This window comes from Klebsiella sp. K5-45, from assembly GCF_030128605.1.
Taxonomy (GTDB): Bacteria; Pseudomonadota; Gammaproteobacteria; order Enterobacterales; family Enterobacteriaceae; genus Klebsiella; species Klebsiella quasipneumoniae.
Map to the genome: position 1 here is coordinate 111,459 of NZ_JAKUZW010000002.1, position 15,079 is coordinate 126,537.

Annotated in this window: 17 protein-coding genes; 7 read left to right on the plus strand and 10 right to left on the minus strand. The window is 59.1% G+C overall.

The window, feature by feature from the left end:
* The first annotated feature begins 80 nt into the window (after positions 1 to 80).
* Positions 81 to 1,004: a LysR family hpxDE operon transcriptional regulator HpxR gene (gene hpxR, locus MKS11_RS04460; RefSeq protein ID WP_087771732.1), complete on the plus strand. Its 924-nt coding sequence runs from the start codon at positions 81 to 83 to the stop codon at positions 1,002 to 1,004.
* Here the strand turns inward: hpxR and hpxO are convergent.
* A complete protein-coding gene (gene hpxO / locus MKS11_RS04465) occupies positions 985 to 2,139 on the minus strand; it encodes an FAD-dependent urate hydroxylase HpxO (protein ID WP_043519552.1) in 1,155 nt (384 codons plus the stop codon). The genes hpxR and hpxO overlap by 20 nt on opposite strands.
* A 345-nt stretch (positions 2,140 to 2,484) precedes the next feature.
* Between hpxO and MKS11_RS04470 the strand changes: the two genes are divergently transcribed.
* The 5 genes from MKS11_RS04470 to MKS11_RS04490 all read left to right on the plus strand — a co-directional run bounded on the left by MKS11_RS04470 (position 2,485) and on the right by MKS11_RS04490 (position 6,536).
* Positions 2,485 to 3,864 carry a nucleobase:cation symporter-2 family protein gene (locus MKS11_RS04470; protein WP_284109389.1) on the plus strand — a complete coding sequence of 460 codons (1,380 nt, stop codon included), beginning with the start codon at positions 2,485 to 2,487 and terminating at the stop codon, positions 3,862 to 3,864.
* On the plus strand, positions 3,842 to 4,342 hold the full coding sequence (gene uraD, locus MKS11_RS04475; RefSeq protein WP_017900378.1) for a 2-oxo-4-hydroxy-4-carboxy-5-ureidoimidazoline decarboxylase: 501 nt from the start codon (positions 3,842 to 3,844) through the stop codon (positions 4,340 to 4,342). Before MKS11_RS04470 ends, uraD begins: the two co-directional genes overlap by 23 nt.
* A complete protein-coding gene (gene uraH / locus MKS11_RS04480; RefSeq protein WP_049093369.1) occupies positions 4,339 to 4,665 on the plus strand; it encodes a hydroxyisourate hydrolase in 327 nt (108 codons plus the stop codon). Before uraD ends, uraH begins: the two co-directional genes overlap by 4 nt.
* Positions 4,666 to 4,947: 282 nt before the next feature.
* Complete coding sequence (gene hipB, locus MKS11_RS04485; RefSeq protein WP_004205921.1) at positions 4,948 to 5,214, plus strand: type II toxin-antitoxin system antitoxin HipB; 267 nt, start codon at positions 4,948 to 4,950, stop codon at positions 5,212 to 5,214.
* Entirely contained in the window at positions 5,214 to 6,536 is a 1,323-nt protein-coding gene (locus MKS11_RS04490; protein ID WP_064187239.1) for a type II toxin-antitoxin system HipA family toxin, read from the plus strand. The genes hipB and MKS11_RS04490 overlap by 1 nt, the downstream gene beginning before the upstream one ends.
* A 16-nt stretch (positions 6,537 to 6,552) precedes the next feature.
* Here MKS11_RS04490 and MKS11_RS04495 read toward each other — a convergent pair whose 3' ends face one another.
* The 8 genes from MKS11_RS04495 to MKS11_RS04530 form a co-directional block, all read right to left on the minus strand.
* A complete protein-coding gene (locus MKS11_RS04495) occupies positions 6,553 to 7,845 on the minus strand; it encodes a glycoside hydrolase family 10 protein (protein ID WP_023318214.1) in 1,293 nt (430 codons plus the stop codon).
* A 141-nt stretch (positions 7,846 to 7,986) separates the two neighbouring features.
* The gene (locus tag MKS11_RS04500; RefSeq protein WP_004205917.1) at positions 7,987 to 8,193 is read right to left on the minus strand and encodes a helix-turn-helix transcriptional regulator; all 207 of its coding nucleotides are present in this window, start codon (positions 8,191 to 8,193) and stop codon (positions 7,987 to 7,989) included.
* Between the two features lie 2 nt (positions 8,194 to 8,195).
* A complete protein-coding gene (locus MKS11_RS04505; RefSeq protein WP_004205916.1) occupies positions 8,196 to 8,729 on the minus strand; it encodes a DUF2975 domain-containing protein in 534 nt (177 codons plus the stop codon).
* Positions 8,730 to 8,757: 28 nt separating this feature from the next.
* Entirely contained in the window at positions 8,758 to 9,102 is a 345-nt protein-coding gene (locus MKS11_RS04510) for a hypothetical protein (protein WP_004205915.1), read from the minus strand.
* Positions 9,089 to 10,204 carry a serine hydrolase gene (locus MKS11_RS04515; RefSeq protein ID WP_064177840.1) on the minus strand — a complete coding sequence of 372 codons (1,116 nt, stop codon included), beginning with the start codon at positions 10,202 to 10,204 and terminating at the stop codon, positions 9,089 to 9,091. Before MKS11_RS04515 ends, MKS11_RS04510 begins: the two co-directional genes overlap by 14 nt.
* 268 nt (positions 10,205 to 10,472) lie before the next feature.
* A complete protein-coding gene (gene map / locus MKS11_RS04520) occupies positions 10,473 to 11,255 on the minus strand; it encodes a type I methionyl aminopeptidase (protein ID WP_048294851.1) in 783 nt (260 codons plus the stop codon).
* Positions 11,236 to 11,454, minus strand: coding sequence for a ParD-like family protein (locus MKS11_RS04525; RefSeq protein WP_002904808.1), 219 nt, complete (start codon positions 11,452 to 11,454; stop codon positions 11,236 to 11,238). Before MKS11_RS04525 ends, map begins: the two co-directional genes overlap by 20 nt.
* A 290-nt stretch (positions 11,455 to 11,744) precedes the next feature.
* Positions 11,745 to 11,993 carry a hypothetical protein gene (locus tag MKS11_RS04530; RefSeq protein ID WP_004205912.1) on the minus strand — a complete coding sequence of 83 codons (249 nt, stop codon included), beginning with the start codon at positions 11,991 to 11,993 and terminating at the stop codon, positions 11,745 to 11,747.
* A gap of 296 nt (positions 11,994 to 12,289) precedes the next feature.
* Between MKS11_RS04530 and MKS11_RS04535 the strand changes: the two genes are divergently transcribed.
* Complete coding sequence (locus MKS11_RS04535; protein WP_004205911.1) at positions 12,290 to 13,945, plus strand: bifunctional diguanylate cyclase/phosphodiesterase; 1,656 nt, start codon at positions 12,290 to 12,292, stop codon at positions 13,943 to 13,945.
* 33 nt (positions 13,946 to 13,978) lie between these two features.
* Here the strand turns inward: MKS11_RS04535 and MKS11_RS04540 are convergent, their stop codons facing one another.
* A complete protein-coding gene (locus MKS11_RS04540; RefSeq protein ID WP_032426155.1) occupies positions 13,979 to 14,917 on the minus strand; it encodes an alpha/beta hydrolase in 939 nt (312 codons plus the stop codon).
* Positions 14,918 to 15,079: the final 162 nt, after the last annotated feature.

Consider the following 15,079-nt stretch of genomic DNA (forward strand, 5'->3'; position numbering starts at 1 on the left):
ATTATTGTTGTCATATTAGGGTGTTCACATCCATCACCATTAATTCACTCTGCTGTTGCAAAAAAGAGTACAGGGGCACCATGAGTCCATTTTCCCGTTTCGCCCACTATTTCATCGCCGTGGCTCGCTGCGGCAGCCTGCGCCGGGCCGCCGAGCAGCTGCATATCTCGGCCTCGGCGATTAACCGCCAGATCCTGCAGGCCGAGGAGGCCTTCGGGACGCCGCTGTTCGAGCGGCTGCCGGAGGGACTGCGGATGACCGCTGCGGGTGAACTGCTGTATGACAATCTGTTGCGCTGGCAGAAGGAGTTTCGTCAGACCCGGCAAAAATTTGATGAGCTGCAGGGGATGAAGCGCGGGAGCGTCAGCGTCGGCATGGTGCAGGCGCTGGCGGAAGGCGGCTTCGCCGCCGCGCTGGCGGAGATCATCGCCCGCTGGCCGTGGCTGGAGCTGGATCTGCAGGTAGCCGACAGCCACACCGTCAGCCAGAAAGTGCGTCAGGCGGATCTGGACGTCGGTCTGATCCTCGATCCGCAGGGGCAGGCCGGACTCAGCGTGCTGGCCTTTGCCGAACTGGAGGTGGGGATTGTGATGCGCCCGGACCATCCTCTGGCGGGGGCGAAGGCCCTGTCTCTGGGCGAGCTCAGCCTGGAGCGGCACATCGTGCCCGGCGCGCCGCTGATTGTTCATGAGCGTGTTGCGCTCCTCTATCGCCACCATGACTTTGCGCCGGAGAATACCATCAGCTGCAATGATATTCGACTCATTAAGTCGCTGGTGCTGCGCGGCAGCGGCGTGACGCTCCTCAGCCTGCTCGACGTGCTGGACGAGGTTCAGCGCGGACAGCTGGCCTTTATCCCGCTGCGCAGTACGCTGCTGCGGCCGCTGACCCTGGCGCTGTGCACCGCGCCCTCGCGTCAGCTATCGCGTCCCGCGCAGATGGCCATTCAGACGCTGAGCGCGGTGATTGAATCCATGGCGACCGTCAGCCCAGCGGCCCGCTGAGGATGGTGTCGCACATGCCGTTGATAATCCGTTCGCCGGTCTCTTCCCGCAGCTCCTGGTACCAGGCTTCGGTGAGCTGCATATCCTTACCGTGGGTGATATCGCAGCGCTTGCGCGCCTTCAACACCAGATCGCGAACCCGATCGCAGCGCTGGGTTTCATACTCGCGCAGGGCGGCGTCAATATCGCGGGTCTGGCGGAAAACGGCGCCCAGCACCACCGCATCTTCCATCGCCGCACATCCCCCCTGGCCAATATCCGGGGTGGTGCTGTGTCCGGCGTCGCCCAGCAGCGCGACGCGACCGCGCACCAGGCGGCTGAACGGTTCGATATCGTGGATTTCAATACGGTTGGTGGTCTGCGGGTCAAGGGCGGCGATCAGCTTCTGCACCGGCGGCGCCCAGCCGGCAAAGTAGCGGCTGAGGTCAGCGCGCAGGGTGTCACGATCCTCGGCCAGACCCGCCGGCAGCGGCACATCAAAGAAAAAGTAGAACCGGCCAGCGGAGACCGGCATCAGAGAGACGCGCTTGCCTTCGCCGACAAAGGTGGTCCACTGATCGCCGGGTGCCAGCGCTTCATCTATTTCCACCAGACCGTTCCAGTTGACGTAGCCGGCGTAGCGGCGCTGCGGGGTAAAGCCGAGCACCCACGGACGCAGCGCGGAATGGCTGCCGTCGGCGGCAATCAGCAGATCGCCGCTGGCGCTGCTGCCGTCGGTAAACCACACCGTCACGCCGTCGGCGTTTTCTTCACAGCGGGTGACGCGTTTGCCGAACTGCACGCGCTCCCGTCCCCAGAAATCCAGCATTTCCCGCTGCAGCTCTGCGCGGGATACCGGGCAGGGGCGGCTGCCGGTGCGTTCGATCAGCGGCGCGAGGCTGAACTGGGTCATGTTCTCGCCGCTGCGGAAATCGCGATACGCCATGCGGCGCAGCGGTCCGCCGAAGGTTTCCATGATATCGCCCATGCCGAGGTGGGCCATGCATTTCACGCCGTTGGGCCATACGGAAATCGCCGCGCCGACCGGTTTGATCTCTTTCACCGCCTCATAGACGTCGCAGTCGATCCCCGACTGTTTGAGCGCCACTGCCGCACTTAAGCCGCCGATGCCCGCGCCAATCACGATTGCTTTCATTTTTTTCTCCTTCTCCAGATGTAGGCACTGACTACAGCAATTTGCGTACCAGTTCGCCGGAGGGAGGAAAACCGCCCGCCAGAGGCACAGCGGCAGGTCATGGCGCACCACCTCGGTGCAATGTGATGCATTGGTTGCCTTTTTATGAATCAAAAGTTTCTGTATGTTGCATTAAGAATCTATCGTTTCATAAGCCTGGTTCAGCAGCGGAGGGAAATGATGCATCATTCGAATAATTTTAGTTGATGATTTTGAAGTGTTAATAAATTTATTCGTGCGCTTTTGTCGTCTCTGGCCTGCTTTGTGCAGTAGCCCATGCACTTCTCTTTGCTACGGGATAACACCATGTCTGACGAACATCACAGCGGCCTGCTTTACGGCCTTGAACAGCGGATCCCACCGCTTCCGGCCTTTTTTAGCGCCCTCCAGCATGTGCTGGCGGGTCTGGTGGGGATCATCACGCCGCCGCTGATCATCGGCGCCACCCTCGGACTTAGCGACTGGCTGCCGTATCTCATCAGTATGTCGCTGCTGGCTTCGGGTATCGGTACCTTTCTGCAGTCCAACCGGGTCTGGGGCATTGGCGCCGGGATGATCTGCATGCAGGGCACCAGCTTCGCCTTTCTGGGCGTGGCGGTAGCCGGAGGGATGTGGGTGAAAGCGCAGGGCGGCGGGCCACAGGATATTATGGCGATGCTGTTTGGCGTTAACTTTGTCGCCGCCCTGGTGCCGGTGATTGTCAGCCGCTTTATCGAACCGCTGAAGAAAATCTTTACCCCTATCATTACCGGCAGCGTGATTGCGCTGATCGGCATCAGCCTGATCAAGGTCAGCGTCATTAACTGGTGCGGTGGGGAAAAGGCGCAGGATTTTGCCAGCATGAGCAATATCGCGCTCGGGGCGGGTACCCTTGGCGTTATCGTCCTGCTGAGCTGCGCCAAAAACCGCTGGCTGCGGCTCTCCTCGGTGGTGGTGGGCATTGCCGTGGGCTGTGTGGCGGCAGGGCTGAGCGGTCAGTTCCATCTTCACAGCCTGGGCGATACCCTGTTTCGCCTGCCAACGCTGTTCCCGTTTGGCTTTCAGTTTAACAGCGCGATATTTCTGCCGGTGGCGCTGGTGTCGCTGGTGTGTATTCTGGAGGCGGTGGGCGATCTGACGGCCAACTCGCTGATTTCACAACAGTCTGTTGACGATCGCGCTTTCCGCAACCGGCTGAAGGGCGGTATCCTGGCGGATGGCGTCAGCTGCATGGTGGCCGCAATGCTCAGCGCCTTTCCAAACACGACTTTCGCGCAGAACAACGGCGTGATCCAGATGACCGGGGTGGCCAGCCGCTATGTCGGACGCTACATTGGCGTAATTCTGATCCTGCTCGGGCTGTTCCCGCCGGTGGGCGAACTGTTGCGGCAGATCCCGGCGCCGGTGCTGGGGGGCGCTACGATGGTGATGTTTGGCTGCGTGGTGGCGGCCGGGATCCGGATCATTACCCAGAACCCGCTCACCCGACGCGATGTGCTGATCGTGGGTCTGGCGTTTGGTGCGGGTCTTGGCGTGGAGTCGGTGCCGGCGTTTCTCAGCCATTTTCCGCCGATGGTCGGCGATCTGTTCGGTTCCGCGGCCACCAGCGGTGGGCTGGTGGCGATAGCGCTGAACCTTGTTCTGCCGCAGGAGCAGGCGGCGACGAAAACGATAAGGAGTCAGGATGATCGCGCTGAGTCAGTTTAACAGCCTGAGTGGCGATGAGGCAGGGGAGCTGCTGGCTCCCTGTGTGGCGATCCCGGCCTGGAGCGATAAGCTGGTGAACTTGCGCCCCTTCGCCAACCGTGAAGCGCTGCTGCAGGTCGCCCGGGAAGCGATGGGCGACTGGGGAGAGAACGATCTGAACGCGGCGCTCAGCGCCCATCCGCGGATCGGCGAAAAACCGAGCGGCAGCCAGGCGCACGCGACGATGTCGCGCCAGGAGCAGTCGGCGGTGGACAGCGATAATGAAAGACTGGCGCAGGCCCTGCGGGAGGGGAATGCCCGCTACGAAGCCCGCTTTGGCCGGGTGTTTTTAATCCGCGCCAAAGGGCGCAGCGGCGAAGAGATTCTGCAGGCGCTGACGCGCCGGCTGCAGCATACCGCTGACGAAGAAGTGGCTGAGGCGCTTGCCCAGCTGCGGGAAATTACGATGTTAAGACTGGAAGGAGCGATTGGCGAATGAGCACCCTGAGCACCCATATTCTGGATATTTCCACCGGCACGCCGGCTGAAGGCGTCGCGGTCAGCCTGAGCCGGGAGGGCGAGACGCTGGCGAACCTGGTGACCAACGCCCAGGGGCGTATCATCACCTTCAGCGCCGCGCCGCTGCCGGCGGGGCGCTACCGTTTAACCGCGGAAACCGGGGCGTGGTTTGCCCGTGCCGGGCGCGATAGCGTTTTTACCCGGGCGCAGATTGATTTTGTCATTGGCGAGGCGGCAGAGGACCATTTCCATCTGCCGTTTCTGATCGCCCCGGGCGGGTGGTCGACCTACCGCGGCAGCTAAGCCCGGCTGCGCGTTGCCCGAGTGACAGCCATTGCCGAGCGGTGCTGCGCTTGCCCGGCCTGGATGATGATGAAACTGGTAGCGACAGCCCGTAGGCCCGGTAAGGCGCAGCCGCCACCGGGCAGACCACGTTGCTCCGGCTGCCATCCCTTCTGCTTTATCCCTACGTAAGGATAATCATTGACCTATCCCCACCAGGGGATAAACTTGACATTATCCCTTGCAGGGTATAAAACCAGTTTTATCCCGATAGGGGGATAAATGATGGTGAGGAACAAGGCGATGAATTCCCCGCAGATATACAGTCCGGTTCAGCTGGCCAATTACCTGAAACTGCTGCGCCAGCAAAATCACTGGACTCAGGAGGCGCTGGCCAGCCGGATCGGCATTAAACAGGCGACGCTGTCCAATTTTGAAAATCACCCCGACAAAACCACCTTAACCACCCTGTTTAAGATCCTCCAGTCGCTGGGGGTGGTAATGACCCTGAACGCCAAACCGGCAGAGACGGCGATGATTCCCGATAACACCACGGATCTTGACTGGTAATGGCGACGCTCACCACCTGGATGAACAATGCGCGCGTGGGAACCTTAACCCGCCAGGCCAACGGGGCGCACAGTTTCCGCTATGATGAGGAGTGGCTGCGCAGCCCGCGCGCCAGACCGCTCTCCCTCTCGCTGCCGCTGCAGTATGGCAATATTACCGCCGACGCGGTGTATCACTATTTTGATAACCTGCTGCCCGACAGCCCGCAGGTCCGCGAGCGGATCGTCAGGCGCTATCAGGCGCGTTCGAAACAGCCGTTCGATCTGCTGGCCGAGGTCGGGCGGGACAGCGTAGGGGCGGTGACTCTGCTGCCGCCGGGGGAAGAGGCGCATCTTGCCGCGTTGCGCTGGCAGACGCTGGATGAGGCGCAGCTGACCGCTTTGCTGACCGCCTACCAGTCGGATATTCCTCTCGGGATGGTGACCGGCCAGGACGATTTTCGTATCTCGGTGGCCGGCGCTCAGGAGAAAACCGCGCTGCTGCGAATGGGCGAGCATTGGTGTATTCCGCAGGGCACCACCCCGACCACCCATATCATTAAACTGCCCATCGGCGAGATAAAGCAGCCCAATGCGACGCTGGATCTGCGTGAAAGCGTGGATAACGAATATCTGTGCCTGGCGCTGGCCAGGGCGTTGGGCCTGGCGGTGCCGGAGGCGGAGATTATCAACACGCCGCGGATCCGTGCGCTGGCGGTGACCCGCTTCGACCGGCGCTGGGCGCAGGAGGGGCGCGTGCTGCTGCGTCTGCCGCAGGAGGATCTGTGTCAGGCATTCGGCATACCGTCGTCGATGAAATATGAGTCTGACGGCGGGCCGGGTATCGCCGCGATCATGACCTTTCTGCTGGGCTCCAGTGAGGCCCTGAAAGATCGCTATGACTTTATGAAGTTCATGGTGTTCCAGTGGCTGACCGGGGCAACGGACGGGCATGCGAAGAACTTCTCGCTCTTTTTGCTGCCCGGCGGCAGCTACCGGCTCACGCCGTTCTACGACATTATTTCGGCATTTCCGGTGCTGGGCGGGACGGGACTGCATCTGCGCGACCTGAAGCTGTCGATGGGGCTCAATGCCACAAAAGGGCGGAAAACGGAGATTAACGCTATCTATCCGCGTCATTTTCTGGCGACCGCCAAAGCGGTTAACTTCCCCCGGGAGCAGATGCTGGCGATCCTGGGCGAGTTTGCCGACCGCGTGCCGCAGGCCATCGAAAGCGCCCGCCGAACGCTGCCGTCGGACTTTTCCGCCCACGTCTGGCGGGCCATCACGGAGAACATGCTTAAACTGCACGCCCGCCTGCAGCAAGGGCTGCTGGCGGGATAGCGAAGCCGGTTGGCGGTTAGCTCTGCGGCGGCCCCCAGCGGCTGCGCAGGTAGTTAACCGCCTGGCGGGTCTGCGGCTGATTGAGGTTGTTTTCGCGGAACAGGATGGTGCCCTGGATCTGCGGCAGGGACTCATTGAGGTCGAGCTGTTTTTTCAGCTCCGGCACGCCGCCATCCACCGTCCAGTCAGGTTCATTTTTGGACGGTTCACCCACCTTGTACAGGGCCACGCCGATATACAGCCGGGTATGCGTCGGCTTGACCACCTCGGCCCACCAGTTGGCCAGCACATCGTAGCGCGCCGCATCGCGGGCAAACGGCCAGTAAATCTGCGGGGCGATGTAGTCGAGCAGCCCCTGCTGCACCCAGCTGCGGGTATCGGCATAGGATTCATCATAGGCGGCCGCGCCACGGGTATCAGACCCCGCCGGATCGTGGGAGCGGTTGCGCCACACCCCGGCCGGGCTCACGCCAAACTCGACGTTCGGATTGAGTTTTTTAATGGTCGCGGAGACCTGGGCAATAAGCTGCTGAGTGTTATGCCGCCGCCAGTCGCCCTTCGAGGCATAGCCCTGCCCGTAACGACGGAAGGTCTCGTTGTCGTTAAGCGGGGAAGAAGCGGTTTCGGTGTAGAAATAGTCATCGAACTGCACGCCGTCAATCGGGTAGTTCTGCACCACTTCAGCGACAATGCTGGTGATCCAGTCACGCGCTTCGGGAATACCCGGGTCGAGAACAAAGCGATCGCTGGCTGTGCGGATCCAGTTACGGTGCAGGACGAACACGCTGGCCGGCACCTGAGTGAGGGTGTTGTTCAGCTCGGCAATCGTCGACGGTTTGGTGTTGACCGAGACGCGGTAAGGGTTAAACCATGCGTGGACCTTCATGCCGCGCTTATGCGCTTCATCCAGCATAAACTGCAGCGGATCGTAGCCGGGGTATTCGCCGATTTTGCCGGTCAGCATATCGGACCACGGCAGAATATCCGACCGCCAGAGCGCCGTACCGTCCGGTTTCACCTGGAAAAAGACGGTGTTGATCCCCAGGCGCTGCAGATTATCGAGTTTGGCGATCAGCGCCAGCTTCTGCTGGGTGATGCGGCTTTCCGGCGTACTGGCGATAATTGACCCGACCGGCGGCCAGTCAAGGCGCGAGACGGTGGTCAGCCAGACGCCGCGTACCGGCTCCCGGTGCGTCTGACCGGCTTTAACGGCCGCGCTCTTCGGCGGCGTGACGAGGGATTTGGGGGCCTTACTGGTGCAGCTGAACAGCATGCCGGCGGCGATGAGCGCCGCGCCTGCCAGCGCCACTTTGCTGGCTAGGGGGAATCGACGAGAATGGCTGATGATGAACTCCCGTGTAATCAGATCGTCGCGTGTAGCGGCTATTCTCTTACGATTCGCCGGCCAGAGCAATTCCTTGATAGGACTGTTGACATCAGGTGGGAGAGGTCAGTCGGGCTCCCACGCCAGAATATCGCCAGGCTGACACTCGAGCGCCTCGCAGATGCGCGACAGGGTATCAAAGCGGATGCCTTTGACTTTACCTGACTTGAGCAGCGACAAATTCTGTTCGGTAATGCCAACAAAGGCCGCCAGCGCCCTGGACGTCATCTTTTTTTCCACCAGCAGTTTGTCCAGATTCACCACCACAGCCATCGTTAAATAAACTCCTTATTCTCTTCTTCCGCACGGATCCCGTGGAGCATGGCGTGAAATGTCACAAACAGCAAGCTTCCTGTCAGAAGCAGCACCCCGTCGCTGAGCAGAAACACCACCTGGTAATAAGGCTGCGGCCACCAGGCGAGCAGCGGGATGAGAAAGCGGCAGACCGGCAGTAAGATCCCCATCCCCACCATGGCCAGAGCGATGTAACGAACGCTGTGCGCCAGGGAGAGGCTGAGCACGCTGCGCTGGCGGACGCTACGGGTTACCTTCATGCCCTGCCAGATAGCGAACGCGAACAGCCCGGCCGGAAGATACAGCAGGGCCAGCAGCAACAAACGTCTCGCCATCCCAGGCGCCTGGGCCGGGTTGTCGGTTAACGGCACTTCAGCAAAGTGCAGCAGGGTGGAAAGAAAATATCGTTCGCCGGTAAAGAAAATCCACAGCGGCACGATCAGGGCGAGCATAAAAAAGAGGGGCAGTATACCGCTAATAATAGCCAGACTCAGCCGGGTTCTGGATTGCTTCACAATTTACCTTCCTGATTGATGAGAATAATTAAAGCACCAGCCGCGTCAAGCATGACATAAGGGCCACGGCGAAGACAACGCTCATCGCCCGGACGCCGCGTCGACGGCTGGCAAACCACGGACGGGTCCAGACGCGGTAGAGGCTGAGGGTGATGAACGATGCCTGGATGGTCCAGGTCAGCATCCGAAACAGGTAGCCCATTTTGCCGAGATTCTGCAGGGTCTGGAAAACCTCGGCGAGATAAATAACCCCGGTCACCAGCAAAACATAATTGAGCAGGCGTATTTTTCGCTGCGCCAGCCAGTCGCCGGAAATAAACAGGATCACCGACAACAGCGTTAACAGCGCCCAGAGGATGTCAATTCCGTTCATTACGCGCCTCCTGTTCATCAGGGGTGGCAGCCAGTAAGAGCTTGATGGCAGGCCCGATCACCGGCCAGGCGGTATCGGAGAGGATCACTACCGCGGTCTGTCGCTGTCGGTCGAAGGCCATCATTGCCGCAAAGCCGCCACTCTGCCCGTCATGCCAGACGATCTCCCGTCCGCGGACGCGGGTAGTGAACCAGGCATAACCCACCCGGGAATCGGGATCATCGGTGGCGAACAGGGGGGGCATGCCTTCACTGCCCGCCAGGTTTCCTGCCAGCAGCGCCTGGGCATATTTCGCCATATCGACAATCGTGGCGCGTACGCCGCCGGCGGGGGCGAAGGCATCCATCACCCATGGCTGCTGAGGAAAACCAGAGACAGACCAGCCCGCGGCAAACGACGGCGAGGCTGGGGTATTCTGCCGGGCCACTTCCGCGCCCTGCATTCCGGCGGGGGCAAAGACCCGTTGCGCCATCAGTGTGGCAAAATCGCGATGAGACGCCCGCTCCAGCGCCAGTCCGAGCAGGGCAAACCCGGCGTTGGAATAATCAAACCATTTCGTCGGCTGCAGAGTGGCCTGGTTCATCATCGCGATCAGCGCGGGTCGATCGTAGCGCCAGGGATTCTGCCGCCGGGCAATGTCGCTCAGAATAGCCAGCCGCTGCCCAACCGACGCGGTAAGCGGTGGCAGTCCTGAACGGTGAGAAACCAGTTGCTCCAGGGTAACGTCCCGCACCGGGCTGACAATCTCCGGGACCAGCGCCGACACCGGCGTCTGCGCGGTGACTTCGCCGCGGCGAATAGCCTCCAGCAGCAGGCTGGCGGTCATGGTTTTGCTCAGGCTGGCGATCTCATACTGCGTCGTATACTCGCTCCCCCACAGGCCGTAGCGCACCCCCTGAGGGGTAATCAGCGCGGCGGCGACCTGTCCGCGGGCGCCGTTAAGCAGAGGCGTTAATATCGAGACCAGCTGTTTATCCCCCGTCGTCCGGGAGCTGGGGGGATGAAAGCCGGGCTGCAGGACGATCCCCGCCGCCACGATGACGGTAAAAACCAGCACGGCGGCAATGATCTGTCTGTCCCGGCGATAGCTGTTCCAGCGCATGTTTTCTCCTTAACGCGGTACGACATCCAGGTGAGGGAATACCGTTTCTCCCTGGTGTTAAAGTGAGCGCAGGTTAGCCTGGTGTTTATCGTTTTACAATAAATTTTTATCGTTTTATGATTAACTTTATGAGGGGTAAAGCAGACACACCCGGCGCGGTGTGGAGAACGCGGGGGGCAATAGAGGCCAGGGGATAAAGTGCGCTGACGAAGGGCGGTACTCGCCAGCGAGAAATGTCGGCTATGCCGATATACCGGGAGAAGAAAACTTAGCGGATCCGCGACTGCTCGTCGTCGCGTAGCGTCAGCACCTCAAATCCGTTGGCGGTGACGGCCACGGTGTGCTCCCATTGCGCGGAGAGTTTTTTATCGCGGGTGACCACCGTCCAGCCATCCTTTTTGGTCTTGATACGACTGTCGCCCTGGTTCACCATCGGTTCAATAGTGAATACCATGCCTTCCCGCAGCACCGCGCCTTCACCGGGCCTGCCGTAGTGCAGCACCTGCGGCTCTTCATGCATTTCCTGGCCGATACCGTGACCGCAATATTCTCTGACCACGCTGTAGCCATGGTCCTCGACCCAGCGCTGAATGGCATGGCCGATGTCGCCCAGCGTCGCGCCGGGTTTCACCACCTCAATGCCTTTCCACATGGCTTCATAGGTGGTCTTTACCAGCCGGCGAGCCAGCGGGGAAACGTCGCCTATCAGGTACATCTTACTGGAGTCAGCGATCATGCCCGCTTTCTCGAGGGTGATATCGACGTTAACGATCATCCCGGAGCGCAGATGCTCGGTCGCCTTCGGGATCCCATGGCAGACCACATCGTTAATCGAGGTGTTCAACACATAGGGAAAGTCGTATTGCCCCTTGCTGGCCGGGCGGGCGTCCAGCTGGTTGACGATAAAATCTTCCACTCGATCGTTGATTTCCATCGTCGTCACGCCGGGGACGATAAAGGTATCCAGCATGTCAAACACCGATGCCAGCAGCTGGCCGGCATGGCGCTGGCGCGCGAGCTCATCGGCGGTTTTAATGATTATTGATGGCATTGATCACCTCCAGCAGACGGTCAGAGCCGGATTTCAGCATCAGCAGTTTGATCTGCTGGTGGTTAAGCTCGGGGTAGAGTTCGCTCATCATGCCCAGGCGGATCCAGTATTCCGCCTGGGCATTAACGGAGCGGGACATGGCTTTGCTGGCATCACGAATGTCATCGTGCAGCAGATCGGAGATTTTGACGATTCCCATAGAAACAGACCATATATGATTCGTAGATGTATCGTATACAAACCAGCGCGGGATGGCCTTGGCATTTTGTGGCGTGGGTGACGAGCGCCATGCAAAAAAGCCCGACCAGCGGGCTTATTTTCAGTATCTTTTCGGGTTAAAAATTCGCGCGGTTCACCATGGCGAAAATTACCCATTAGGTTATCGGTATGCGGAATGAAAATAACATGATGGCGACGCATCAATATATTTTATGCAGGTGTTAATTTTGCGTATGAATATTCTCCCGTCAGGCCGGGAATCCGGGGAATTTACAGCGCGTCAGTGAGTTTATCCACCACCACTTTACCCGCATTATCGAACTGCGTAATGCGGAAGCTGTCGCTCCAGGAGCGGCGGGTGGTGAAGCGGTCAAACAGGGATACCCGGCCTTTACGCTGGCCATCTTTACTTAAAATAACCCATTCAGTTACCGAAGAATAATGCTGACTATTGTCATGACGACTCTGTTGTTCAACCAGCCGATCTTCTTTTTCCACTTTTAAATAATCACGCAACATATTTAACCTCCATAGAAAGTATTATTAACATTACTCTTTTTATTTATTCTTTCAATCAAACTTTTTAATCAATAAAAGTAACTATTAGTGGGCGACCTAAGTGCGAAAATCGCCGAGGTTATCCCCCCGAAGATGGCCTGGTCCACTACGCTTAACAGGAGTGTCCGCCGCGCGATCGGCGGTTGTCCGGGCCGGAAAGGCGACCATAAAACACCTTAACCTTGTATTCATTATGGGCGTGATTCTGTTATATCTAATGCGTTTTGCCACGACCGAGCCACAGAGAGCGCTGTACCATGAGTAACGATCACCTGACGGACATTGCCTATCGCCACTTTATTGAAAGTGTTAAAGATTATGCCATCTATATGCTGAGCGCCGACGGGACGGTCATTAGCTGGAATGAGGGCGCCCGCCGGGCAAAAGGGTACCTGAGCGATGAGATCATCGGTCGCTACTTCGGTCTCTTCTATAGCGAAGCCGAACAACTCTCCAGGGTGCCGGCGAATAATCTGCAAATTGCCCTGCGTAGCGGGCAGTTCGAAGGCGAAGGCTGGCGGTATCGTAAAGATGGCTCCCGGTTCTGGGCGCATGTCATGATCAATGCCATCCGCGATGAGCAAAATAACCTGCTGGGCTTTGCCAAAATTACCCGCGACATCAGCGAACAGAAGGCGATCAATGACCGCATCGCGTGGATGGCGCGTTACGATGCGCTGACCGGTTTACCCAATCGGGTGGAGTTCTTTGAGCGGGTGGAAAAGCTAATCACCGGGAATGACGCCCGCCGCTTTGCCGTTTTCACCATCGATTTAGATAAGTTTAAAGAGATTAACGATCTGCAGGGCCATCTTATTGGCGATCAACTGCTGCAGCGCGTGGCAGGCGCCGTACTCAAAACGCTGCAGAAGGAGGAGATGGTCGCCCGCTTCGGTGGCGATGAGTTTGTGGCCGTCAAACCTTTTGCCGATGAAAGCGAGGTGGACGCCTTTGCCGCCCGTCTCTGGCACTGCTTCAGCGGTAAGCAGACGTTTGCCGCGACGGAAGTGATCCTTTCCGCCAGCATGGGTATCTCCGTCTACCCGGAGGACGGGACGGATATTAATACGGTTCTGAGCAATTCCGATCTGGCCATGTATCGGGCAAAGAGCAGTCTCGACCACAAAATTTGCTGGTACGAACGCGAGATGGACGACAAGACGCGGCAGCGGAATATGATGGCCGCCGACATCCGCCGCGGTATTCAGGCGGGGGAGTTTTCGCTTCACTATCAGGCGATCCGCAATATTAAAGATCGTCGCATCACCGGTTATGAAGCGCTGTTGCGCTGGCAGCATCCTCAGCTGGGCGCTATTCCGCCGGACGTGTTTATTCCCATTGCCGAAGAGAGCGGCGCCATCGTGCCGTTAGGCTACTGGGTGCTGGAGCAGGTGTGTAACGAAGCGCTGGAAAAGGGTCTCAACAGAAAAATTTCGGTCAATATCTCGCCGGTGCAGCTGCGTCATCGTAGCTTTATCGAAAAAGTCCGCGAGATCCTGATGCGTACCGCCTATCCGGTCAGCCTGCTGGAGTTTGAGGTTACCGAGACGGCGTTTATCGTGAACAAGCAGCTGGCATTCAGCGTCCTGCATCATCTGCAAAAGATGGGGATCAGTATCGCACTGGATGATTTCGGCACCGGCTACTCCTCCCTGAGCATGCTGCGCGATTTTCATTTCGACGTCATCAAGCTCGACCGCAGCTTTATGCTGGATGTGGAGAGCAATCCCCAGGTCCGCTCATTCGTGCGGGCCATTATTTCGCTGGGCAACTCGATCAATACGCCGCTTATCGCCGAGGGCGTGGAAACCGCAGGACAACTGCAGATCCTCGAAGAGGAGGGATGTGACGAAATGCAGGGGTTCCTGTTCGGCGAGCCGGTCGATATTAAACACCTGCCCGATCAGCGCTGAATCGCCCGCCGCCCGCTGGTGGGCGCAAGGTCATCACTGATGCGCAAGCGCTGCCTGCCCGGAAAGGTGCAGCAGCGCGGAGCGCAGGGAGACCTCGAACATCTGACCATGGGTCAGCCCAGGGTAGCGCCAGAAGGCCACCCGCAAGCCGTTGTCCGCCAGTTGCTGTTGGGTCTGACGCAAAACCGCCAGGGAAGCCACGTGCCCGGACGGCTCTCCAGGGGCTTTGCCATCCCCCTCCAGCAGATACAGCGATTTCCCGACGAAAGCCGCGGCATCGATGTTGTTGCTGTCTTTAAGCGGAGACTCGAGTGCCTGGCCGAGCGACGGGCTGGTGGAATAAAAGATATGGAACAGGTCGCTCTTACGCCACGCGTCGAGTACAAACAGTCCGCCATAGGAGTGACCCCAAATAGCGCGCTGGCGGGGATCGATTTTCAGCTTAGCTTCTGCTTGCGGAACCATCGTTTCGCTCAGCAGCTGGCGAAACAGGTCATTACCCCCGGTTTTTCGCGGCGGCAGCGCGGATTTTCCGGCGCGAGGTTGATGCGTCTTAAGCGGCGGAGTGTAATCCCAGGCCCGGGCTGCGGTATCGAAGGGCAGCGCCGTCTGGTAACCAATAGCGACGATGACCGGCGGGGAACCAGCGGAGAGCTGTTGCAGAAACGCGTCGTTGAGTTTATCCATCACCGCGTTGCCGTCCAGCATATACAGCACCGGATAACCGGCGGCCGGCGGCGCTTTATCCGGCACCGCGGTCCACACCCGGTAATGGCGTTCGCCATCGGCAGAGTCGTACTGGCGCTGGGTAAAATGGTAGAAAGCTGACCCTTTGTCCGCAATATTCGGCCCCAGCGGCTGCAGATCCGGCCGGGCGAAACTGCCGCTGCTGTAGAAGAGCGCGGCGCCTATCGCCAGCGTCAGCAATCCGTGCGCCTGCCGCGCTGTAATGATCCCTGAATCCTGCTTCACCTCGTCTGTCCCCCATTTTCTGTCATCTGGCGTTTTGCCTGGGCTGACACGTTAGCATAGCTTCATTGATAATGGTTCTCATTTCTTTTCATGCGCGCTGTAGCAGGCTGCATGCCGCTAAGGCTGGTGGCGGAATCAGTCTAACAGGAGGAGAGATGGCCG